This window comes from Massilia oculi (assembly GCF_017582745.1).
Lineage (GTDB): Bacteria > Pseudomonadota > Gammaproteobacteria > Burkholderiales > Burkholderiaceae_D > Telluria > Telluria oculi_A.
Genome location: NZ_JAFVIM010000004.1, coordinates 137,342 through 157,969, shown reverse-complemented (window position 1 = coordinate 157,969; position 20,628 = coordinate 137,342). Strand labels below are relative to the sequence as shown.

At 66.4% G+C, this 20,628-nt stretch carries 17 protein-coding genes; 7 read left to right on the top strand and 10 right to left on the bottom strand.

The window, feature by feature from the left end:
- Nucleotides 1-46: 46 nt before the first annotated feature.
- Nucleotides 47-439: a DUF4124 domain-containing protein gene (locus tag J3U95_RS06490; protein WP_208277819.1), complete on the top strand. Its 393-nt coding sequence runs from the start codon at nt 47-49 to the stop codon at nt 437-439.
- Between the two features lie 16 nt (nt 440-455).
- Here the strand turns inward: J3U95_RS06490 and J3U95_RS06485 are convergent, their stop codons facing one another.
- A complete protein-coding gene (locus tag J3U95_RS06485) occupies nt 456-3,395 on the bottom strand; it encodes a putative bifunctional diguanylate cyclase/phosphodiesterase (protein ID WP_208277818.1) in 2,940 nt (979 codons plus the stop codon).
- A 265-nt stretch (nt 3,396-3,660) separates the two neighbouring features.
- Here J3U95_RS06485 and J3U95_RS06480 point away from each other — a divergent pair, with 265 nt between their 5' ends.
- From J3U95_RS06480 to J3U95_RS06470, 3 genes are read left to right on the top strand one after another with little or no spacing between them, the layout of a single operon-like run.
- Nucleotides 3,661-4,443, top strand: coding sequence for a DUF2092 domain-containing protein (locus tag J3U95_RS06480; protein WP_208277817.1), 783 nt, complete (start codon nt 3,661-3,663; stop codon nt 4,441-4,443).
- 14 nt (nt 4,444-4,457) lie between these two features.
- Complete coding sequence (locus J3U95_RS06475) at nt 4,458-4,940, top strand: hypothetical protein (RefSeq protein WP_208277816.1); 483 nt, start codon at nt 4,458-4,460, stop codon at nt 4,938-4,940.
- 4 nt (nt 4,941-4,944) lie between these two features.
- Complete coding sequence (locus tag J3U95_RS06470) at nt 4,945-5,748, top strand: transporter (protein WP_208277815.1); 804 nt, start codon at nt 4,945-4,947, stop codon at nt 5,746-5,748.
- A gap of 38 nt (nt 5,749-5,786) precedes the next feature.
- On the opposite strand, the gene J3U95_RS06465 is transcribed toward J3U95_RS06470, so the two are convergent.
- Nucleotides 5,787-6,653 carry a MipA/OmpV family protein gene (locus tag J3U95_RS06465; protein WP_208277814.1) on the bottom strand — a complete coding sequence of 289 codons (867 nt, stop codon included), beginning with the start codon at nt 6,651-6,653 and terminating at the stop codon, nt 5,787-5,789.
- Nucleotides 6,654-6,891: 238 nt separating this feature from the next.
- On the opposite strand from J3U95_RS06465, the gene J3U95_RS06460 reads away from it, so the two are divergent.
- Nucleotides 6,892-7,290, top strand: a complete 399-nt coding sequence (locus J3U95_RS06460) for a DUF1622 domain-containing protein (protein ID WP_208277813.1) — start codon at nt 6,892-6,894, stop codon at nt 7,288-7,290.
- A gap of 14 nt (nt 7,291-7,304) precedes the next feature.
- On the opposite strand, the gene J3U95_RS06455 is transcribed toward J3U95_RS06460, so the two are convergent.
- From J3U95_RS06455 to J3U95_RS06430, 6 genes are all read right to left on the bottom strand, one after another.
- Nucleotides 7,305-8,087 carry an N-acyl amino acid synthase FeeM domain-containing protein gene (locus tag J3U95_RS06455; RefSeq protein WP_208277812.1) on the bottom strand — a complete coding sequence of 261 codons (783 nt, stop codon included), beginning with the start codon at nt 8,085-8,087 and terminating at the stop codon, nt 7,305-7,307.
- A gap of 190 nt (nt 8,088-8,277) precedes the next feature.
- A complete protein-coding gene (locus J3U95_RS06450) occupies nt 8,278-9,114 on the bottom strand; it encodes a PhzF family phenazine biosynthesis protein (RefSeq protein WP_208277811.1) in 837 nt (278 codons plus the stop codon).
- A gap of 31 nt (nt 9,115-9,145) precedes the next feature.
- Nucleotides 9,146-10,300: an MFS transporter gene (locus J3U95_RS06445; protein WP_307728348.1), complete on the bottom strand. Its 1,155-nt coding sequence runs from the start codon at nt 10,298-10,300 to the stop codon at nt 9,146-9,148.
- A gap of 180 nt (nt 10,301-10,480) precedes the next feature.
- On the bottom strand, nt 10,481-12,538 hold the full coding sequence (locus J3U95_RS06440) for a glycoside hydrolase family 97 protein (RefSeq protein WP_208277809.1): 2,058 nt from the start codon (nt 12,536-12,538) through the stop codon (nt 10,481-10,483).
- 12 nt (nt 12,539-12,550) lie between these two features.
- Nucleotides 12,551-13,924, bottom strand: coding sequence for an alpha-amylase family glycosyl hydrolase (locus J3U95_RS06435; protein WP_208277808.1), 1,374 nt, complete (start codon nt 13,922-13,924; stop codon nt 12,551-12,553).
- Between the two features lie 17 nt (nt 13,925-13,941).
- On the bottom strand, nt 13,942-16,800 hold the full coding sequence (locus J3U95_RS06430) for a TonB-dependent receptor (protein WP_208277807.1): 2,859 nt from the start codon (nt 16,798-16,800) through the stop codon (nt 13,942-13,944).
- A 149-nt stretch (nt 16,801-16,949) separates the two neighbouring features.
- Here J3U95_RS06430 and J3U95_RS06425 point away from each other — a divergent pair, with 149 nt between their 5' ends.
- Together J3U95_RS06425 and J3U95_RS06420 are read left to right on the top strand one after the other, a co-directional pair.
- Nucleotides 16,950-17,612, top strand: a complete 663-nt coding sequence (locus tag J3U95_RS06425; protein ID WP_208277806.1) for a response regulator transcription factor — start codon at nt 16,950-16,952, stop codon at nt 17,610-17,612.
- Nucleotides 17,605-18,987: an ATP-binding protein gene (locus J3U95_RS06420; RefSeq protein WP_208277805.1), complete on the top strand. Its 1,383-nt coding sequence runs from the start codon at nt 17,605-17,607 to the stop codon at nt 18,985-18,987. Before J3U95_RS06425 ends, J3U95_RS06420 begins: the two co-directional genes overlap by 8 nt.
- A 1-nt stretch (nt 18,988) precedes the next feature.
- Here J3U95_RS06420 and J3U95_RS06415 read toward each other — a convergent pair whose 3' ends face one another.
- Entirely contained in the window at nt 18,989-19,879 is an 891-nt protein-coding gene (locus tag J3U95_RS06415) for an alpha/beta fold hydrolase (RefSeq protein WP_208277804.1), read from the bottom strand.
- Nucleotides 19,876-20,466, bottom strand: coding sequence for a DUF3592 domain-containing protein (locus J3U95_RS06410; protein WP_208277803.1), 591 nt, complete (start codon nt 20,464-20,466; stop codon nt 19,876-19,878). Before J3U95_RS06410 ends, J3U95_RS06415 begins: the two co-directional genes overlap by 4 nt.
- Between the last annotated feature and the right edge of the window lie 162 nt (nt 20,467-20,628).

Sequence of the window (20,628 nt, the reverse complement as noted above, 5' to 3'; positions counted from 1 at the left end):
GGAAGACAATGAAATTCCCGAACATGGATCCGTCCAGGAGCCAACCATGAAGCGTCAACTGAGCATCTGCCTGCTGGCCGCCGCCGCGATTGCCGCGCCGAGCGCTTATTCCGACACCGTCATCGTCAAGTGCATCGACGGCGCCGGCCGCGTCACCCTCACCGATCGCCCTTGCGAAGCCGGCATGGCGACCGTGCGCACGGCCAGCATGCCGTCCAACGAAGGCGTGACCCGCATCACTGCCGGCCCTGCGCCTTATCCGCTGGCGGCCCGGGCAGACGTGCTGCCGCCCGCGCGCGCACTGCAGCGCAGCGCAGCGCCGATGCCGCGGGTGAAGGCCGAGCCGCTGGCGAGCGACGTCGCCACCCTGAAGGCGGCGCGCGCGCAATTCCTGGTCGGCGACGTGGGCAGCAAGGAAACCCTCGCGGGTCTCGAATAGAATCAGTGCAGCCGGCTCAGTGCAGCCGGCTCACGCTGGCCAGGTGCGGCGCCGGAGGATTCTCCAGCTCGCGCAACAGCTCCAGCAATTCCTCGTCCTTGATGAAGCCGGCGCTCGAGCGTCCTTCCAGCAGGCGCTCGGGCGGCATCGAGCGCGCCACCACATAGCCCTGCACGTAGTCGACGCCGATCTCGTAGAGCGTCTGCACGGTGGCCGCATCCTCGGCCCATTCCGCAATCGTCTTCATGCCCAGGTTCACGGCCAGGCTGACGATGGCCTCGACGATCGCCACATTGGCCGGGTGCGCGTTGATGTTGACGATGAAGTTGCCGTCGATCTTGAGCACGTCGGCCGGCAGCTCCTTCAGGTACGAGAATGAGGTATAACCGGCGCCGAAGTCGTCCAGCGCCACCTTCACGCCGAAGCTGCGCACCTGGTCGATGAAGCGGCGCGTGTTGTCCAGGTCGTGCAGCGCCACGCTCTCGGTGATTTCCAGGCACAGGCGGCTGGCCACGTGCACGTAGCGGCCCAGGATGTCGAAGGTGTCCTGCACGAAGCGCTCGTCGTTGAGCGAGGCCCCCGACAGGTTCATGCACACGAAACGGGTATTGACCAGGTCTTCGGTGTGCTCGGCGATCCAGGCCAGGGTGGTCGTAAGCACCCAGCGGTCGATCATGCTGGCGCGCCCGCTCTTCTCGGCGGCGGAGATCACGGCGCCGGCCGGCACCACGCGGCCATCCGGCTCGCGCATGCGCAGCAAGACCTCGAAGTTCATCGATTCGTGCGGCGCGCGCAGCGACATGATCGGCTGCATCTCGAGCAGCAGGTTATCGGTCGCGTCCGGACCGGACAGGCGCTCGACCAGGTCCAGTTCGGCGGCGCGCTGGCGGAAGGCGTCGGCGCCGCGTTCATAGACCACCAGGCCGTCGCCCAGGCCGGTCTTGGCTTCGCGGCAGGCGCGGTCCGAGGTCGACACCGCATCCTTCATCGGCATGCCCGGCACCACCTCGATCAGGCCGACCGAGGCGCGCACGTGGAAGGCCTTGTCGCCCACCCGGTACGGCGTGTTGCCGAGACGGTCGACGATGCCGCGGCAGATGATCGAGGCCAGCGGGATCGCCGTCTCGGGCATCACGATCACGAATTCGTCGCCGCCCACGCGGCCGATCTGCTGGCCGCCGGCCAGCATCGTGCCCATCCGCTCGCACACCTGCTTGAGCACTTCGTCGCCCGCCGCATGGCCGAACAGGTCGTTGATCAGCTTGAAGCGGTCGAGGTCGACGTAGGCCAGCGCCATCGGCCGCCCGGCGGCCAGGCTGGCGACGGCGCTGGCAAATTCGCGCTCGATCCCGCGCCGGTTGTAGACCTTGGTCAGCGGATCGTTATTGGCCATGAAGCGCAGCTGCTCGGTGGCCTTGTGTTTTTCGGTCGTGTCCTGCAGCACGCCCTCGATGCGCGAGCGCGCCAGGGTGGCGCTGACCAGGAAGCGCTGGTTGCCGTCGCGGCTGGCCAGCTCCATCTCGGCCTCGGACCTGGCATGCACCTGCTCGTGCAGATTGGCCCAGCTGGCTTCGGTGAAATACTGGCGCCAGGCGGTGCGGCCCGGCGTGAAGCCGGTCATGCCCAGCATCTTCTGCAGGGCTGGATTGACGCTCAGGAAGTGGCCGTACATGTCGAGGGTGAACAGGCCGACCGGCATCGCCTGGTAGGCGTGCTCGAGCTCTTCCTGGGCTTCCTGGCGCTTCTCGGTTTCCATGCGCATCTGCTCGGCCACGGCCAGCGCCGCCAGCAGGCTCGATGCGAGTGCGGCGGTGACGCTGTTGATCACACCCAGCAGTTCGCGCATGCCGAGCGCGGCCGACAGGACCTCGGCCAGCGAGGCCAGGAACGTCACCGCGAACGAGGCCGCGAACCAGGCCGCGACGCGGGTGCGCGATTCCACGATGATCTTGAACAGGCCGATCGTCATCAAGGAGAAGCAGCACACCAGGATGCCCCACAGCAGCGGCAGGTACATGCCATACGGCAGCAGCATGGCCGCGGCCAGCATCGGCATGCACAACCACTGCATGATGCGCATCGGCAGCAGGTAGCGCATCTCGGCCAGGTGTTCCTTGAGCAGCGCCTGGTACAGGGTCAGCGTGGCAATGCCGTACAGGGTGATCGTCACGGCGCGGCTGCGCAGCAACCATTCGGAAGGCACGGTCTGGCCCAGCCACTGGATGTCCCAGCCGGCCGACAGCGCGCCCACGCGCAGGTTCAAGATCAGCCAGCCGGCAAACAGCACGTACACCGGCTGGCGATTGATCAGGGCCGTGATGATGATGAACAGGGCCAGCACGATCATGCCGCCGTCGAGCAGGCCCGATTTGCGGTGGTATTGCTTGACCGACAAGGCGAACTGCTCGGCCGGCCATTGCAGCACCGACAGGCGCGCCGGGCCCGAGAAGCCGGCGCGGCACAGCAGCTGGCGCGGCAGCGGCGCCAGGCGCATCGCGAAGCCGGCCTTGTCGGCCTGCAGCACGCCGTGGTCAAGGCTGCGGGTGGCGGCGCCAAGCGGGACCAGGGTGGTCGCATCCCAGCAGGCGATATCCAGTGCGTGGCGCGACGGGAATTCGATCACCTGCTCGCCGGCGCGCGGCATCGGCTCGAAGGCGAACCAGACCGGCGCCTCGGACAGGTGGGTGTCGTGGCCATTGGTCAGCGGCGTGGCGCGAGCCAGCGCCAGGGCGTCATCCGGGGCCAGCGTCGCGGCCTGGTCGACCGTGACGTGCATCGCCAGCGGCACGTCGCCGCTGGTGCGATATTCGTCATGCCAGAACACCAGCGCGATCAGCGAGACGATGCCGATCCCCACCGGGATCAGGTAATAGGCAAAGATCTTCAGTACCAGCTCGACAGCCGCGTGGAGCGCGGCCGGCAGCGTTGCACGCGGCTGATGTTTGACGTTGGGCATGGACGATCTTGGATGAAACGGGTGACGCTGCGCGACGGACGCCGGGCATTAAAGCGCAAGGATACAGCTTTAAGCTAGTGCCGTCATGCAATTATTGGGCCAGAAAAGACCAATTCACAACGGTTTGGCGTTGACAGCAAGGGCAGTAAGGCTTAGGTCCGATTGCGCGCCTGCGGCGCCGATGGCCCACTAGTCCCCATGGCGGCCGGTCGCACAGCGCATCGAACGGCACGGCGTGGTTTGTTTGCAAACGAAAGGAAGGCATATGCGGGCCGTTCCGATCCGATCCCTCTGCGCCGCGGCATGCGTGCCGCTGGCCTGCCTGGCGGCGCCGCAGGACGCGCAGGATGCGCAGACCGCCCAGGCCGACGTCGAACCCGAAGCGATCGAGGCCCTGTCCGCCATGGGCGCCTACCTGCGCGCCCTGCCCGCCTTCGAAGTCGTAGGCCGCGCCACGACCGAGACCGTGATGGACGACGGCATGAAGCTGCAGTTCGACAGCACGGCCAACCTCAGGGTGCGCCGGCCCGACCGTTTGCAGGTCGATATCGCCAATGACCGCAAGCAGCGCCAGATCTTCTATGACGGCAAGTCGGTGACCGTCTACGGCCCGCGCCTCAAGTACTACGCCACCGTCGCGGCCCCGCCGACCCTGCGCGAGACCGTCGACGCGCTGGGCGCGAAGTACGGCATCGAATTGCCGCTGGCCGACTTGTTCTATTGGGGGACGGAACAGGCGCCGGTGTCCGACATCAAGGCCGCGCACTACATCGGTCCGGCGACGGTCGGCAGCCTGAAAGCCGAGCACTACGCCTACCGCCAGGAGGGCGTGGACTGGCAGGTCTGGATCCAGGCCGGCAAGACGCCGCTGCCCCTCAAGCTGGCGATCACGGCCAGCGGACAGCCGGGCGAGCCGACCCATACGGCGTGGCTGCGCTGGAACCTCGCGCCGCGCTTCACCGATGCCACTTTCTCCTTCCGGCCGCCGTTGGGCGCGATGAAGATCGCGTTGCAGACGGCCGACGGCAAGGTCGCGTCGATCAAATGAACGGGGGAGACACCATGCCGCTCACTCCAGGACACCGGCGCGTCATCGGTGCGCTGCTCGCGCTGGCCGTCGTCGTCATCGCCTACGAAGCCGCGGCCCAGCGTGGCGCGGGACGCGTCGGCGGGGCCGCGGCGGTCAGCCGCAGCGGAAGCGTCCAGGCGCATCGCGGCGCCTATGGCGGGAATTACCAGGCATCGCGCAACGTCAGCCGCACCTCGGTCAACGGCTACGGCAACGTCAACCGCAACGTCAACGTCAACCGCAATATCAATGTGGATGTCGACCATGATTACTACCGGCCCGGCGCCGGGTTGGCGGCGGCCGGCGCGGTGGCGGTGACGGCGGCAGCGATCGGTTCGATTGCCTATTCGATTCCGTCGTCCTGCGTGGCCGTGGTCAGCGGCGGCGTCACCTACCAGCAGTGCGGCAGCACCTGGTACCAGCCACAGTATGCGGGCACCAGCGTGAACTATGTCGTGGTCGCGCCTCCGGGGTGAGGCCATGGCAACCAGGCGCGCCTGCGCGGCGGCGGCCGGCCTGGCCTGGCTCTGCTGCCAGCCCGTCCGCGCGCAGGACGCGGAAGATCTGGCCAGGAAGCTCGCCAATCCGGTGGCCGCGATGATCAGCGTGCCGCTGCAGGCCAACGACGACCGCCGCTATGGCCCCACGCGCGACGGCCACAGGTTCACCATGAACGCGCAGCCGGTGGTGCCGGTCACGCTCAATCCCGACTGGACACTGATCAGCCGCACCATCCTGCCGGTAATCAGCCAGCACGAACTGACGCCCGGCGCCGGTCATCAGCACGGCATCGGCGACGTCACCCAGAGCTTCTTGATCTCGCCATCGCGCCCCGGCGCCAACGGCATCGTCTGGGGCGCCGGGCCGGCGTTCCTGCTGCCCACCGGCAGCGAGAGCGCACTCAGCGCACGCCAGTGGGGCGTCGGCCCGACCGGGGTCGTGCTTCGCCAGCACGGACCGTGGACCTATGGCGCGCTGGCCAACCACATCTGGTCCTTCGCCGGCCATGACGACCGGCCGAACGTCAGCGCGACCTTTCTCCAGCCCTTCCTCAGCTATACCAGCAAAGATGCCTGGACCTTCGGCATCAACACCGAATCGAGCTACGACTGGAAGCAGGAACAGTGGTCGGTGCCGATCAATTTCACCGCCAGCAAGCTGCTCAAGTTCGGCCGCCAGCCGGTGTCGATCGGCGGTGGCCTGCGCTACTGGGCCGACAGCCCGCCCGGTGGGCCGCGCGACTGGGGCGTGCGCCTGAGTGTGACCTTTCTGTTCGCCAGGTAGGCGACGAGCCGGCCCGCCGGCGGGCCGGCCTGTCCCTGTCAGAACAGGTAGGAGAACGCAACCCCCACCGTCCACTGGTCGGCGTCCCCGCGCCCCTGCACTATCGGACTGTCCTTGGCGTCGTCCAGCAGCCGCTCATAACGTCCACCGAACGTCATCAGCCATTCCGGGTTCAGCTGGGTCGTCAGGCTGAAAGGAATCTTGATCGAGGTGACCGACGGGTCGGGGTCGTAGATCAGCCCGCCCCGCTCCGGGAACAGGAGCTCGTCGGAATCCCTGATGCCGAAATACTTGCGGTTGAAGTCTTTGCTGGCGAAGAACAGGCCAAAGCCGATGCTCCCGATCAGCTGCCGGCCGGCGACCGGCTGCGGAAAGGGATGGACGTAGTTGACGCGCACATTACCGGTGGCGCCGTTGTACACATTATTGGTGTTGCCGACCACGTCGGCACTGAACACCAGTTTGTGCATCGGCTGGCCCTGCGTCAACGGCATGTGATAGGCGACGAAGGCGCCTATCTCGGTGGCCGTGGCGACGGGGCGCATGCGCTTGACGACCTCGTCGTCGACGTCGTCGTCGCGCCGCATGCGCCAGCGAATCAATGGGCCGGCGCGCCAGTCCTTGCGCGGCAGCAGGTTGGCCTGGATCTCCGGGCCGAGCACCCGCACGTAGCGGTCTTCGCCGAAGTTGTAGTGCAATACCGGCGCGACCGCGGCCTGGTAATCGCCGGAGCCGTAATAGTCGGGCACCGCGAATAGCCCCAGGCCCACCAGGTTGCGTTCTTCGAGCAACTCGACCGGCAGTACGTCTTGCGCGGCGGCGAGCGGTGAGCAAAGCAGCGCCGCGGCGAAGGCAAGGCTGCGGTGGCGAGGTTGGCTGCGGGGGCGGTGCGTGAACGTCTTCATGACTGACCTCTCGGAGCTAGGGGTTGGAACATCGGGGCCGCGCCGGCGCCATGCGCCGGTGCGCTTCGCATTGCCTGAACTGTGTAGACAGTCCGCGCCGCGTTTTGTGCCATATCTCGTCAAAAACGTCGTGCATCCGTGCTTGCAAGGACGCCGGCGTCTACAGCGCTACGACCAAGGTCCACTACCGCGCGCAGCTGGACCGTGCTTATGATCGTGACTGGCTCTGGAGGATGGGATGGAGGCGCTGGTGCATGCGACCGCCGGCTGGATCGCGCTCGCGCTCGACGCGATCGCGGTGCTGACCGTGGCCGCCGGCGCCCTGGAGGCGCTGGCGCGGGTGGGGGCGCTGTGCCTGCGGGGCGGCGCCACGCCGGCGCGGGTGCACGCGGCCTTTATCGGTTTCGGCGACTGGCTGGTGGTCGCCCTCACCTTCCAGCTCGCGGCCGACATCGTCGGCACCACCATCGCGCCCGGCTGGGACGAACTGGGACGGCTGGCGGCAATCGCCGCCATCCGGACCTTTCTCACCTATTTCCTGGACCATGACCTGGCCCGCGCCCGCGAACGGGAATTGGCCGAGCAGAAACGCGACGGGGCGCAACCCGTCCAGGCTGCGCCCCGCGATCCCCGCTGACGATCGGAAGAACTTCAGGCAAACGCCAGTTCGACGCGTGGCCGGGTGGCCGGCGGCAAAGGACGTTGCGGCAGCGCCAGCGACGGCGGCGCGACCGGACCGATGTCGATGTCCGGATGATGGGTATTGAAGAAGAAGTTCAGCATCGGATGGCCCGCCTCGGCCCAGCGCTGCTGGAAGGTGGCGATCTCGAACGCCATGATGCGATGTGGAATATTGCCCACATGACGCAGCGGCACCAGGCCCAATTCCGGGAACACGTCGACGAACATCAGCTGATCGTACTGCCTGTCCACGGGTGGACGGCCAGTCGCCACCGAGTAATCGATGGCGTTGTCTTCGCAATACATGAAGCAGGCCTTGATCAGTGCAATCTTGACCATGCGGCCGACGCGCCCCTCATCGATCCCGAGGCGGGTCGCCTCGACCAGGCGCTTGCCCTGCAGCCAGTCGGGCAGGACGACCGATTCCTCCACGCCCAGGGGACGATCGAGGTTGGTGCGGATGCGGGTGCTGCCGATCGGCGTGCCGTCCAGCTTGGACTCGGCCAGCAGGACGATGGTGTCGGCGTCATAGTCGGCCGCCTCCGGTTGCGCCAGGCTGCGCGCGAAATCCGGGACATGGCGGGCATAGGCGGCGTGGCGGATGCGCACGGCCTTGAGTAAATCCGCTTCGGTTTCTACCCGGCGGACAGTGAACGGCAAACGCTCGATCGCGCCTCCAGCGACGGGGCCGCGCACGGTGCGCGGACGGGACGCTTTCGAGGGGTTGAACACAGCTGCTGGAAACAGCTCCATGGCGGTACTCCTGGGTTGATAATATTGAAACAGGGTTGGTCTGGATCAAATTATCAATCCGCTCACGGAAAATCGAACCGCTGAGCAGGCGTGCTTTTAGCCCTCTATTTGATAGTAAGTACACCAGTAGTTTTATGACAAAGTCGTTGGTTTTATCCAACGAGAACTACCGGACATCACAAATATTGCTTTACATCAATCTCGCCGTTCCTGACACCCGGATCGAGCCGCCCGCCTCCTCGCCGATCTCGGCGGTGAGGCGCGACCGTGCGCCCATGTCTTCGCCCTGGACGACCTCGATGCGTCCGCCATGCGGCCAGCCGATGTCGCGCAGATAGCCGGCCAGCGCCGCGGTGCCGGCGCCGGTGGCCGGATCCTCGTAGACGCCGCCCGAGGCGAAGGGGTTGCGGGTGTGGAACAGCTGCGGGTGCTCGGCCCAGGCCAGCACGACCGTCACCAGCCCGTGTTCCAGCATTAGCGCCCGGCCGGCGTCCAGCTCATAGCGCATCGCCGCGAGCAGCGCGCGGCTCGACAGCGCCAGCACCAGGTGGTCGGCGCCGCCGTGCGCCAGCGCCGGCGGGATGCGCGGATCGAGATCGCCCCGGACGTAGCCGAACAGCGCCAGCGCCGCATCGACCAGCGCCCTGTCGGCCGCCTTGCTGCGGGTCGGCGGCGACTGCAGCGCCGCGTGCACCCGTTCGCCGTCGCGCCGGCCCTCGACCGTGATGCTGGCCGCATTCAGGGTCAGCGCATAGCGGCCGTCGCCGTGGGCGCGGGCCAGCGCGGCGCCGAGGGCAATGGTCGCGTGGCCGCAGAACGGCACCTCGGATTCCGGTGAAAAATAGCGCACCCGCCAGGCCTCGCCTTCCGGCGCAGCGAAGGCGGTTTCCGAAAACCCGACCTCGTGCGCGATACGGGCCATCTCGGCGGCCGGCGGCAGTGCGGCGCCGATCCAGACCCCGGCCGGATTGCCGCCCTGGCCGTTGTCGTCGAAAGCGGCGATGCGCTGGATGTCGTTCAGGTTCATCGAAAACTCCGTTTGGTGAATCTACGCGGCGCTAGCGTTTCGCCCCTTCGACCTTCGGCAGCAGCGCCGCCATGATGCCCAGCAGCGGCAGGAAGGACGCGATCCGGTACACCTGGTCGATGCCGTGGATGTCGGCGATCTGGCCCATGGCCGCCGCGCCCACGCCGCTGATGCCGAACATCAGGCCGAAGAAGATGCCCGAGATCAGACCGACCTTGCCCGGCACCAGTTCCTGGGCGAAGACCACGATGGCCGAGAAGGCCGACGACATCACCAGCCCGATCACCACCGACAGCACGCCGGTCCAGAACAGGTTCGCATACGGCAGCGCGATGGTGAACGGCGCCGCGCCCAGGATCGAGAACCAGATCACGCGCTTGCGGCCGATCTTGTCGCCGATCGGGCCGCCGGCGAAGGTGCCCGCCGCGACCGAGGCCAGGAACAGGAACAGGTACAGCTGGGCGGTGCCCACCGGCAGGTGGAACTTCTCGATCAGGAAGAAAGTGTAGTAGGTCTGCAGGCTGGCCATGTAGATGTACTTGGAGAACACCAGCAGCGCCAGCACCGCCAGGGCCTGGATCACCTTCTTGCGCGGCAGCTTTGGTCCGGCGTGCTGCGCGGCCTTCTTGACCATATTGGTCAGGTGGTTGGCGTACCAGCGACTCACGCCGACCAGCACGGCCACCGCGACCAGCACCAGCAGCATGAACCAGGCGATCTCGCCCTGGCCGCGTCCGACCACGATGGCCGCCGCCAGCAGCGGGCCGAGCGCCGAGCCGGCATTGCCGCCGACCTGGAACAGCGACTGGGCGAAGCCGAAGCGCCCGCCCGAGGCCAGGCGCGCCACGCGCGAGGCCTCGGGGTGGAAGGTCGAGGAACCGATGCCGATCATCGCGGCCGCGGTGAGCAGCATCGGGAAGCTGTTGGCCCAGGCCAGGAGGCCCACGCCCAACAGGGTCACGCACATCCCGGCCGGCAGCAGGAAGGGAATCGGGCGCTTGTCGGTGTACAGGCCGATCCAGGGCTGCAGCAGCGAGGCGGTGCACTGGAACGTCAGTGTGATCAGGCCGACCTGGGCAAAGGTCAGGTCGAATTCATGCTTCAGGAGCGGATAGATCGAGGGCAGCACGGCCTGCACGCAGTCGTTCAGCAGGTGAACGAAGGCGACCGAGAACAGGATTTGCATGACGGTGCCGGAAGCGGCGGGGGAAATCGTGGAAGGTGAAGACGGTGATGTGGACATGGGACGACGGAATCGGATTGCGCCAACGCGGTATGGACAATCCAACAGCATATGCCAAATTCGCCGAACGCGCAGGGCCGGTGCTTCCGGCCCATGCGCGATCGCGTCGTCCGCGACGTTCCGTTACTTCACAGGCACAAGCCGAATCGCCTGCCCACCGCCCGGCGCCAGCACCATCTTGATGGTGTCAAGACTGGTGACGTTGCGCTTCTCGATCGCGATGTCGAAGCGGCGCTTGTCGTCGCGATAATCGGCGTTGTCGCCGTCGCGATAGATCTCGGCAACATAGGTCTTGCCGGCGTCCAGGAAGTCCAGCTTCAGGTCCAGGGTGCGGCGGTTAGCGTCCGTGACCGAGCCGACGTACCAGGCATCCGAATTACGGTCCTTGCGCACGATGGTCACGTACTCGCCCACCGCGCCATGCGGCACGCGGGTGTCTTCCCAGTCGGCCGGCACGTCCTTGATGAACTGGAACGGACCCGGATAGCGCTCGTAGTGCTCGATCAGGTCGGCCGCCATCTGCACCGGCGAATAGATCACCACGAAGTTCGCGAGCTGCTTGGCCTGGGTCGAGTTGAACGGACGCTTGTCCTTGCCTTCCAGGCTCAGGATGCCCGGCGTGTAGTCCAGCGGGCCGCTCAGCATGCGGGTGAACACCAGGTTGGCCTCGTGGTCGACGGTGTTGACCGGATTGCCCCAGGCGTTGTACTCGACCCCGCGCGCGCCTTCACGCGAGATCCAGTTCGGATAAGTGCGGCGCAGGCCGGTATCCTTCACCGGTTCATGGGTGTTGATCGCGATCTTGTAGCGCGCAGCTTCCTCGACCACCTTCTGGTAGTGGCGCACGCCCTCCTGCGAATCGGTGTAGCCGAAATGGACCTTGCCGTTCTTGCCCATGAACTGGGCCGCACCGCCGTCGGTCACGTAGCCGGTCTTGATGCTGTCCACGCCGTGTTTCGCATACAGCTTGAAGGCCGCGTCCATCTGCTTTTCATAGTGCGCCACGTTGCCGCCGGTCTCGTGGTGGCCGATCAGGTGCACGCCCTTCTTGCGGCCATAGTCCGTCACGGCGGCGATGTCGAAGTTCGGATGCGCCCTGGTGAAGTCCATGTCCAGGCCATTGCCGGCCCAGTCGCTGTCCCAGCCCGGGTTCCAGCCCTCGACCAGCACGCCGCGGAAGCCGTGCTTGGCCGCGAAGTCGATATAGCGCTTGGTGTACTCGGTGGTGGCGCCGTGTTTCGGCCCCGAGGCCCACGACTTGGTTTCCAGGTGCATGTCCCACCATACGCCGACGTACTTCGACGGCTTGACCCAGGAGACGTCGCCCAGCTTGTTCGGTTCGTTCAGGTTCAGCACCAGGTCGGACATGTACAAGCCGGCCGCATCGTCGGCGATCTGCATCGTGCGCCATGGCGTGGTGAAGGCGCCGGTGCGCACCACCGGGTTGCCGGTAGCGGACGGGGTCAGATGCGCGCGCAGGCGCTGGCCCTCGACCCGGCGCAGCCACATCGAGGCATAGTCGACCAGGGCCGCCTCGTGGAAGGCGATGTGGGTGCCGTTCTCCATGCGTACGGTCATCGGGGTGTTGGCCATGCCCACTTCACGCAGGGGCGACTTCTGGATCGGGTATTCGAGCGCCCAGACTTCGCCCGCCTGCTGCCACCAGGCGGTGGCCGGCTGCGCCACCACGAACTCGGTCAGCTCGTCGGCGATGTGCGTGGCGCGGTTGTTCGGCAGCTTGGGGAACTCGTAGCGGAAGCCCAGGCCGTCGTCGAACACGCGGAACACGATCGCCAGGCGGCGGCCGTCGTTCTTCTTCACGTCGACCCGCATCTGGCGGTAGTGGTTGCGCACCGTGCGGCGCTCGCCCCACGGCTGTTCCCAGGTGCTGTCATGGTCGGTGACCACCTGGCGCTCGATCTTGAAGCCCGAGTCCAGCGGCTTGTCGCTGCCCAGCACGAAGCCCAGGCGCGACGGTGCGATCACCTGCTGGCCCTTGCGTTCGACCTGGTACGACAGGCGTCCGTCCGGCGCGACCTGCACCGACACGTTCAGCACCTTGCCCGGCGACTCGACGCTCGCGCTCATCGCATCAAGCGCGAAGGCACTCGAGCTCACCACCATGCCCAGCACCACGCAGCAATGCGTGGCCAGGCTGACATTCATGAATCTGGAAACCATATCTCTCCTTGTTTACTTCACCAGCACGCGGTAACTCCACGTTGCCATCTCAAAATCGGTCGATCCGCCCACTTCGACCTTCGCGCCGGTGGCGAAGTCGCGGTACGACCCGTGATGCAGTGTCTTGTCGAAGCGCGCCTTGACCGGCTTGTCCGACAGGTTCAGGGCGACGAACACCTTGTCCTTGTCGTTGGCGCGCACGAAGCTCAGGACCTGGGTCGGCGCGTCGTTCGGCACCTGCACCATCCGCGCGCCGTACTCTCCATTCCACAGCGCCGTGTTCTGTTTCTTCAGCGCGATCAGCTTCTTGTAGAGCGCGGTGTAGGGCGAGGCCTTCCATTCGATCGGGTCGCGCTCGAAGAAGGCCAGGCGTTTGGTGTTGCCCGCCTCCTGCCCGTTGTAGACCAGCGGGATGCCTTCGCTGACGAAACTGAACACGATCGCCGCGTCGACGGCCGGGCCGAATGCTTCGAACTCGGTGCCGTCCCAGGCGTTCTTGTCGTGGTTCGTCGTGTACAGCATGCGGTAGGCCTGGCGCGGATAGAACTTCGCGTTCCAGGCGTAATAGGCATGCAGGCGGGTGACGTCCGAACGGCCGCGCGCGATGTCGTGCAGCGCCTCCCACCAGGTCCAGGCATAGCTGGCGTCGAAGGCGTCGCGGTGCATGTCGCGGCTCTCCCACTCGGCCAGCATGAACACCGGCTTGATGGCGCGCAGCTCGCGGCTGGCGTGGTCCCAGAAATCCTGCGGCACCAGGCCGGCGGCGTCCACGCGATAGCCGTCGATGCCGGCTTCCTTCACCCAGAATTTCATCGCTTCCGTCATATAACCGCGCAACTCGGGCTTGCCGTAGTCGAGGTCGATGATGTCGTCCCAGTTGAACCAGGGCGTCGGCTGCGGCTTGCCATCCGGCCCCTTGGCGTACCAGTCCGGGTGCTGCGTCATCAGCACGTTGTCCCATGAGGTGTGGTTGCCGACCCAGTCGATGATCACGCGCAGGCCCAGGGAATGGGCGCGATCGACGAAGGCGCGCAGGTCGGCCATGGTGCCCAGCTCGGGATTGACGGCGCGGAAGTCGCGCACCGCGTAAGGACTGCCCAGCGAACCCTTGCGCTTGACTTCGCCGATCGGATGGATCGGCATCAGCCACAGGATCTCGACGCCCAGCTCCTTCAGGCGCGGCAGCTGGCCGGTCGCGGCCTTCAACGTGCCTTCCGGCGTGAACTGGCGCGTATTGATCTGGTAGATGGTGGCGTTCTTCGTCCAGTCGGCGTGCTGGAACTGCACGTACTCCCGCGGCTGATAGGGGTCGGCAGCTGCCGTCGCAGCCGGCGCTGCGGCCAGCAGCGCCAGCGCCGCCAGGGCATGAACGAGGATCGGCTTCATGGACAGTCCGGTCATGGTCAGAACTTGTAGTTGAGACCAGCCGAGTAGGTGCGGCCGAAGGTGACGGTGTTGGTGTACACCTTGGGATCGCTGGTGTACTCGCGGAACGGTTCGTTGGTCAGGTTATGCCCTTGCAGGAATACCGACCAGCCCTGCAGCATGCCGCCCTGGAAATCGTAGGACACCTGGGCGTCGGCAATCGTCTCGCCCTTGATGAAGGTGAACTGCGATTCGCTGCGGTAGTCGAGGATCTGGCCGATGAAGCTCGAGCGGCGGTAGGCCGCCAGCGACACCTGCAGGCCGTGCTTCTCGTAGTACAGGCGCAGGCTGGTCACGTTGCGCGACAGGCCCGGCAGGCCGATCTCGGACACCGCGCCGTTGAACACCGGCGCATTGCTGCCGGTGACGAAGGCGCTGGTCGGCAGGCGCACCGAGGAATCGGTGTGCGAATGGTTCACCTGCACGCCGAAGCCGTCCAGCGCATTGACCACCAGGCCGAACGGCAGGTTGGCCGACAGCTCGATGCCGCGCATGATGCCGCCCTCCCCGTTCTGCGGCATGGTCAGGAAGCCGATCGTCGAGCCGGCGTACTGGCCGGTGGTCGGCAGCGGCGTGCTGGCGCTGGTGTACTGGGCGAAGTCGAACATCTGCGGCGCATTGATCACGTAGTTGTCGAGCTTCTTGTAGAACAGCGCGGCGCTGACGTAGCCCTTCTTGCCGAAGTATTTTTCGTAAGAGAGGTCGAGCGCGCGCGCTTCATACGGTTTCAGTTCCGGATTGCCGGCGAAGCCGGTCAGCGCCGGATCCTCGGCGGTGGCGCTCTGCAGGCCGAAGTTCATGCTGGCCTTCAGGTTGTCCAGGTTGGCGCGCGAGACCTGCTTGCCGGCGCCCAGGCGCAGCAGCTGGTCGTTGCCCAGGTCGAAGGTCAGGTTCAGGCTGGGCAAGACCTTGGTGTAGTCGACGCCGCCGGTCTTGACGACTGCCGGGCAGGTATCGGTGGTGATGCCGGTGCAGTTGGCCAGGTCGACCTGGTTGCCGCTGGCGCGCTGGCGGGTGTCGACCACCTGCACGCCGATATTGCCGCTGTACGGCAGCGACATCAGGGTGCCGTCGAGTTCACCCATCAGGTAGGCGGTGGTGACCTTCTCGCCCACCGTCCAGTCGCGCGCCAGCACGGTGGCGTCGACCCAGCGGTTCAATTCATACAGCGAACCCAGGCTGCCGGTCGGGTCGAACGAGGCGACCGGGATGCCGGTCGGGCCGGCGACTTCAAGGCCGCTGCCCGGCATCGGGATGCTGGCATAGCCGTCGCCGCCGCGCACCGACAGCCTGCCCTCCTCGCCCAGGCGCGACTTGTCGCGCTTGGTGTAGTTGACGCCGAAGCGCACCGCGGCCAGCGGGCCCCAGTCGGTGTCGCGTTCGGCCGACAGGCGCACCGCCTGCACCTTGTCGTCGATGGTCGGCAGCGCCAGGTAACCGGCCTGCGGCGACAGCGGGCCGCCGCCCCAGCCGGCGACGTCGGTCAGCACGGCCACGTTGCGGTCGGCGTAGTTCAGGCTCGGGCTGTAGCGCACGTCGGCGAAGTTGTTGCCATTGAAGCCGCTGTAGCTGATCGAACCGAGCTGGCTCTCGGGCGTGTTGCCCGGCTGGCCGGCCATGGTCTCGAAATTGCTGATGCGCTTGGTGCCCTTCGAGTACGACAAGTCGTTCACGATGCGCCACTCGCCCACCTTGAGCTCGTTGTTCACGCCGAGCGACAGCAGGCGGTCCTTGTTCGAGAACAGGTGGTTGCGCACGTCGCCCTTGTAGTTGCTGAAGGTGCCGGCGGTGACGATGCCGTTCTCGATGGTGGCGTCGGTGAGCACCGCGTTCGGATCGTAGATGCCGGTGCCGCCGACGATCGCGCCTTCGAGGCCGGTCTTCTTGGTCGCCTCTTCGCCGCGCGAGTAGAACGCGTCGAAGGTCGAGCGGAACTTGTCGTTGGGACGGAACTGCAGGGTGACCGAAGCGCCGTCGCGCTCGGCCTTGCGGCGCGAGGTCTCGGCCATGAAGCCGTTGATCGCCTTGACGGTCTGGCCGTTGTAGTCGATGTCGGCGGTATTGGCGCCCCAGCTGTCGAATTTGAGTTCGCCGCCATTGTCCTGCTTGAACGAGGTCAGGCCGACCGACAGGCCGAGTTTACGGCCGAAGTACTGGTCGACGTAGGTCAGCGTCTTGCGGTGGCCCGAGCCAAGGTCGGAACCGGAACCGAAGCCGATGCGCTCCTTGCGCGCATTGGCCGCGAACATGCGCTTGCCGAAATCGAGCGGGCGCAGCGTGCGCAGGTCGATGGTCGAGGCCAGGCCCTGGCCGATCAGGCTCGCGTCCGGCGTTTTATAGACCAGCACGCTGCCGGTCAGCTCGGACGGGAACAGGTCGAATTCGGGGCTGCGTGCATCGCTGGTCGAGGCCTGCTCGCGGCCGTTGAGCAGCGAGCCGTTGAAGGTCGGCGACATGCCGCGCACGCTGACCTCGGTCGCCTTGCCGTTGATCTTGCTGCGCTGGGTGGTCACGCCGGACAGGCGCGAGATCGACTGGGCGACGGTGGTGTCGGGGAGCTTGCCGATGTCTTCGGCGGAGACGGCTTCGACGATGGACGTCGCGTTGCGCTTGATCTCGATGGCGGCCTCGATGCCGCGCCGGATGCCGGACACGTTGACGGTGGCGATCGGCGCCTCTCCTGTGACCGTGGCCGCGGGGCGAACCGCGTCTTCAGAATCCTGGGCGCCGGATTCCTGCGCATGCAGCGGGGTCACCATCAGCAGCAGTGCGCAGGCGCCTGCAACAGGGTGCAATTGGAAAACCTGGCGCCGTGCGCCATCCCGACGTGTCGTCATGCTTGTCTCCTCTTTTGTATTTATTTCCAGCTTTTTGCTGGTTGGATGCGATGGTCCAATATCGCGCGGGCGGGGTCAACGCATGAGCTGAAGCGAATCTGAAGATTCACCAAAGCCCTGTCGCTACGCCACACTGGTAAACTCGCGCCATGAAAATTCTCATGATCGAAGACGATCTCGCCATCGGCCAGGCGCTGTTGTCGGTATTCCAGGACGAGGGTCACACGGCGGTCTGGCTGCGCCTCGCGGCCGACGCCGGGGCCCGCATCCGCAGCGAGGCCTTCGACGCGGTGGTGCTCGACCTCGGCCTGCCCGACGGCGACGGCAACGACGTGCTGCGCGCGCTGCGCGCCGACGGCGTGCGCCTGCCGGTATTGATCATCAGCGCGCGCGACAGCCTGCAAGACCGCCTGAAGGGCTTCGACCTGGGCGCCGACGACTATCTGATCAAGCCGTTCGAAATCCCCGAGCTGCTGGTGCGCCTGCGCGCCATCGTGCGCCGCAGCCACGGCACGCTGGAAGAAAATCTGTGGACGGCGGGCGACATCGTGCTCGACGAGAACCGCATGGCGGTAACGCGCGGCGGCCAGCCAGTCACCCTGTCGAAGACCGAGTTCGCGCTGCTGCTGACGCTCATGAAGCAGGCCAACCGGGTATTGACACGGGTCGAGCTGGAACGGCGCGCGCTGCCGGCCGGCGATGGGCAGAGCCAGACCCTGGACGTGCACATTTTCAACCTGCGCAAGAAGATCGGCGAGGGCGTGATCCGCACCGTGCGCGGCGTCGGATATATGGTGCAGCAGGATGCTTGACAGGCTGGCCAACAGGCAGTCGTCGCTGTTCCAGCGCCTGATGTTCAGCTTCGCGGGCGTGATCCTCGGCGTGGCCATCATCGGCCTGGTGTGGGTGTTCCTCGAAGCCAAGGCCACCCAGCGCAGCCGCACCTTCAGCGAGAACAAGGCGCACACCGCCAATATCCAGGCCCACCTGTCGGACGTCGGCCCGGATGTAGCGCGCATGCTGCCGGTATTGGAGGAGATCGAGGCGAACCGCGTGCGCATGTTCCAGGAACTGGATTACCACTCGCACGTGCGGGTGCGTGTCTGGCTGCACGGCCGCCTGGTCTACAACTCGGCGCCGCAGTGGCCCGACCGGCTGCCGGAAGTCGCCACCCGCGACGCCTATTCCTGGGTGCGCTGGGAAGCGCACGACAAGGCCCAGGACATCGTGGTCGAGCGCAGCCACGAAGTCGACGACGAATGGATGTTTTCGATCGGGGGCGTTGGATTCCTGCTGTCCTCGACCATCTTCAGCCTGCCGCTGCTCCTGATTCCGGCCTGGCTGATCGTCGGCATCGGCCTGCGTCCGCTGCGTTCGATCGCGTCAAACATCGCCCAGCGTTCGGACGGCGACCTGACGCCGCTGCCGGACTCCACCTACCGCGAACTGTCGCCGCTGGTGGACGCGATCAACGGCCTGATGGCGCGCCTCTCGCAGCGCATCGAGCACGAGCACGAGTTCCTGACCGATGCGGCGCACGAACTCAAGACGCCGCTGGCGGCGATCCAGATCAATGCCCACGTGCTGCTCAGCCGCGCCGGCAGCGAGATGGCGGAACGTTGCGCCGAGCCGGCGGCGGGCCTGCGGAGCGGCGTGGCGCGCGCCACCCACACCGTGCACCAGCTGCTGGCCCTCGAGCGGGCGCGCGCCGAGCCGCAGGTCGACCATCCCTGCCCGCAGACCGACGTCGCCGAGTTCGTGCGCGACCGGGTGGCGGCGGCGGCCCACCTGGCGGTGCAGCGCAATATCGAGGTCGAGTTCCACGCCGATGCCGACGGCAGCGTGCCGCTGCACCTGGAAAGCATGGCCTCCGCGGTCGATAACCTGATCAGCAACGCGATCAAGTATTCGCCGCAGGACGGCCGCATCGCGGTGCGCCTGAATCGCATCGGCCACATTTATCGCCTGGCGATCGCCGACCAGGGTCCGGGCATCCCGCCAGACCTGCGCGACAAGGTGTTCGACCGATTCTACCGGGTGCCGGGACAGGAACAGTCGGGCAGCGGCCTAGGACTGGCGATCGCCGAACGCGGCGCCGCGCGCAATGGCGGCATCATCGTGCTGTCGGACGGCGAAGGCGGCCGGGGCCTGACGGCGACCATCGAGTTCGCGGGCGCCGCGGCCTGAGTCACGCTACGAGGAATGGCAGCACGCGCCTGAGCAGCAGCTCGGGCGCTTCTTCCGCGATGTAGTGACCGCAGGGCAGCGCCCCGCCCTGCACGTCGTCCGCCACCAGTTTCCACTCCTCGAGCGGATCGAAGCAGCGCCCCACCACGCCCTGCTCGCCCCACAGCGCCAATAGCGGCATCCCGAGCTTTCGACCTGCGGAGCGATCGAGCCGGTCGTGTTCGAGATCGATGCCGGCCGCGGCCCGGTAGTCCTCGCAGATACCGTGCGCCGCGCCCGGCAGCGCCAGGCAGCGCTGGTATTCGCGCAGCGCGCGCGGATCGAATGGCGCCAGGCCTGCGCTGCGCTTGCCCATCACGTCGCGCACGTAGGCCGCCGGGTCAGCCTCGATCAGGCGCTCGGGCATGGGCGCCGGCTGGATCAGGAAGAACCAGTGCCAGTAGGCGCGGGCAAAGGCTTCCGAGGTCTGTTCGTACATCGCCAGCGTCGGCGCGATGTCCAGCAATGCCATCCGTTCGACCGCCTCAGGGTGGTCCAGCGCCAGCCGGTGCGCCACGCGCGCGCCGCGGTCGTGGGCCAGCACGCGGAACCGTTCAAAGCCGAGCGAACGCATGACGGCCAGCGCATCGAGCGCCATCGTGCGCTTGCTGTAGTTGGCGTGATCAAGCGCGCCTTGCGGCTTGCTCGAGTCGCCATAGCCGCGCAGGTCGCAGGCCACCACGGTGAAGCATTCGGCAAGACGGGGCGCGACCTTGTGCCAGATCGCGTGGGTTTGCGGATGGCCGTGCAGAAGCAGCAGCGGCGGGCCGGAACCGCCGGTGATGGCCTTGATCGAGATCGATGGCGCCACGTCGACTTGCAGGGAACGAAAATCCGGGAATAGTGCTGTCATGGTGAGATTTTCATGAAGAATTCGCGTTCGGCGCGCGCCATGCGCTCGCGGCGCTCGGCGGCCAGCGCGGCCTGTTCCAACCGCAGCCGTGCGCCGTAGCGGATCGAACCCACGCCCGCCGCGAACACGCTGAGCGCGAGCGCCGGGAAGAAGAAGTCGGCGGAATCCAGTCCATCGACATAGGCGATCGCGCGCCCGGGCTCGCGCGGATGATGGCGGATCGTGATCCGGTCGCCCGGCTGTCTCTTCTCGAAGCGCGCCTGGATGACGGCGCGCGACGGGTCGCAGGCGGCGTCGGTCATGAGCGACGTGGCGCTGCGGGACGATACGTACTGCCGTCCATCCACGTCGTAGCGGTAGGCCATCTTGATGCACCACCCGCGCGATTTTCCGCGCCGTTCGTACAACTCGCTCTTGACCACCACGGCGCTGGCCTTCGGCCAGGATCGCGCATCGAACTTGTCGTGGATGCGCAACGCCATCCAGATCGCCAGCGGCACCGCGAGCACGATCAGGAACCAGCCCAGGAGCACCTGAAACTGGGGATCGTGCGGAATGGCGGGTTCGGTGGATGGCTGCGTGCTCATGAGCGACTACTGTAGCACGGGCTCGCCGGCTGGCCATTACCCAGGCAACAGCTCGGTGCTCCCGATCTCGCCTGTCTTGTCATGCGCCCCACATGAGCTTCGCTTATGCCTCCCACATGTTCTTACATAGACCTGACATTTCGATAATTGTTGTAAAGACGC

Excerpts from the sequence above, each read along its gene's own strand:
- J3U95_RS06440 (WP_208277809.1), bottom strand. The coding sequence starts at position 12,538 with ATGGTTTCCAGATTCATGAATGTCAGCCTGGCCACGCATTGCTGCGTG.
- J3U95_RS06425 (WP_208277806.1), top strand. The coding sequence starts at position 16,950 with ATGAAAATTCTCATGATCGAAGACGATCTCGCCATCGGCCAGGCGCTG.
- J3U95_RS06480 (WP_208277817.1), top strand. The coding sequence starts at position 3,661 with ATGCGGGCCGTTCCGATCCGATCCCTCTGCGCCGCGGCATGCGTGCCG.
- J3U95_RS06430 (WP_208277807.1), bottom strand. The coding sequence starts at position 16,800 with ATGACGACACGTCGGGATGGCGCACGGCGCCAGGTTTTCCAATTGCAC.
- J3U95_RS06415 (WP_208277804.1), bottom strand. The coding sequence starts at position 19,879 with ATGACAGCACTATTCCCGGATTTTCGTTCCCTGCAAGTCGACGTGGCG.
- J3U95_RS06470 (WP_208277815.1), top strand. The coding sequence starts at position 4,945 with ATGGCAACCAGGCGCGCCTGCGCGGCGGCGGCCGGCCTGGCCTGGCTC.
- J3U95_RS06490 (WP_208277819.1), top strand. The coding sequence starts at position 47 with ATGAAGCGTCAACTGAGCATCTGCCTGCTGGCCGCCGCCGCGATTGCC.
- J3U95_RS06455 (WP_208277812.1), bottom strand. The coding sequence starts at position 8,087 with ATGGAGCTGTTTCCAGCAGCTGTGTTCAACCCCTCGAAAGCGTCCCGT.
- J3U95_RS06450 (WP_208277811.1), bottom strand. The coding sequence starts at position 9,114 with ATGAACCTGAACGACATCCAGCGCATCGCCGCTTTCGACGACAACGGC.
- J3U95_RS06475 (WP_208277816.1), top strand. The coding sequence starts at position 4,458 with ATGCCGCTCACTCCAGGACACCGGCGCGTCATCGGTGCGCTGCTCGCG.
- J3U95_RS06410 (WP_208277803.1), bottom strand. The coding sequence starts at position 20,466 with ATGAGCACGCAGCCATCCACCGAACCCGCCATTCCGCACGATCCCCAG.
- J3U95_RS06420 (WP_208277805.1), top strand. The coding sequence starts at position 17,605 with ATGCTTGACAGGCTGGCCAACAGGCAGTCGTCGCTGTTCCAGCGCCTG.
- J3U95_RS06460 (WP_208277813.1), top strand. The coding sequence starts at position 6,892 with ATGGAGGCGCTGGTGCATGCGACCGCCGGCTGGATCGCGCTCGCGCTC.
- J3U95_RS06465 (WP_208277814.1), bottom strand. The coding sequence starts at position 6,653 with ATGAAGACGTTCACGCACCGCCCCCGCAGCCAACCTCGCCACCGCAGC.
- J3U95_RS06485 (WP_208277818.1), bottom strand. The coding sequence starts at position 3,395 with ATGCCCAACGTCAAACATCAGCCGCGTGCAACGCTGCCGGCCGCGCTC.
- J3U95_RS06445 (WP_307728348.1), bottom strand. The coding sequence starts at position 10,300 with ATGCAAATCCTGTTCTCGGTCGCCTTCGTTCACCTGCTGAACGACTGC.
- J3U95_RS06435 (WP_208277808.1), bottom strand. The coding sequence starts at position 13,924 with ATGAAGCCGATCCTCGTTCATGCCCTGGCGGCGCTGGCGCTGCTGGCC.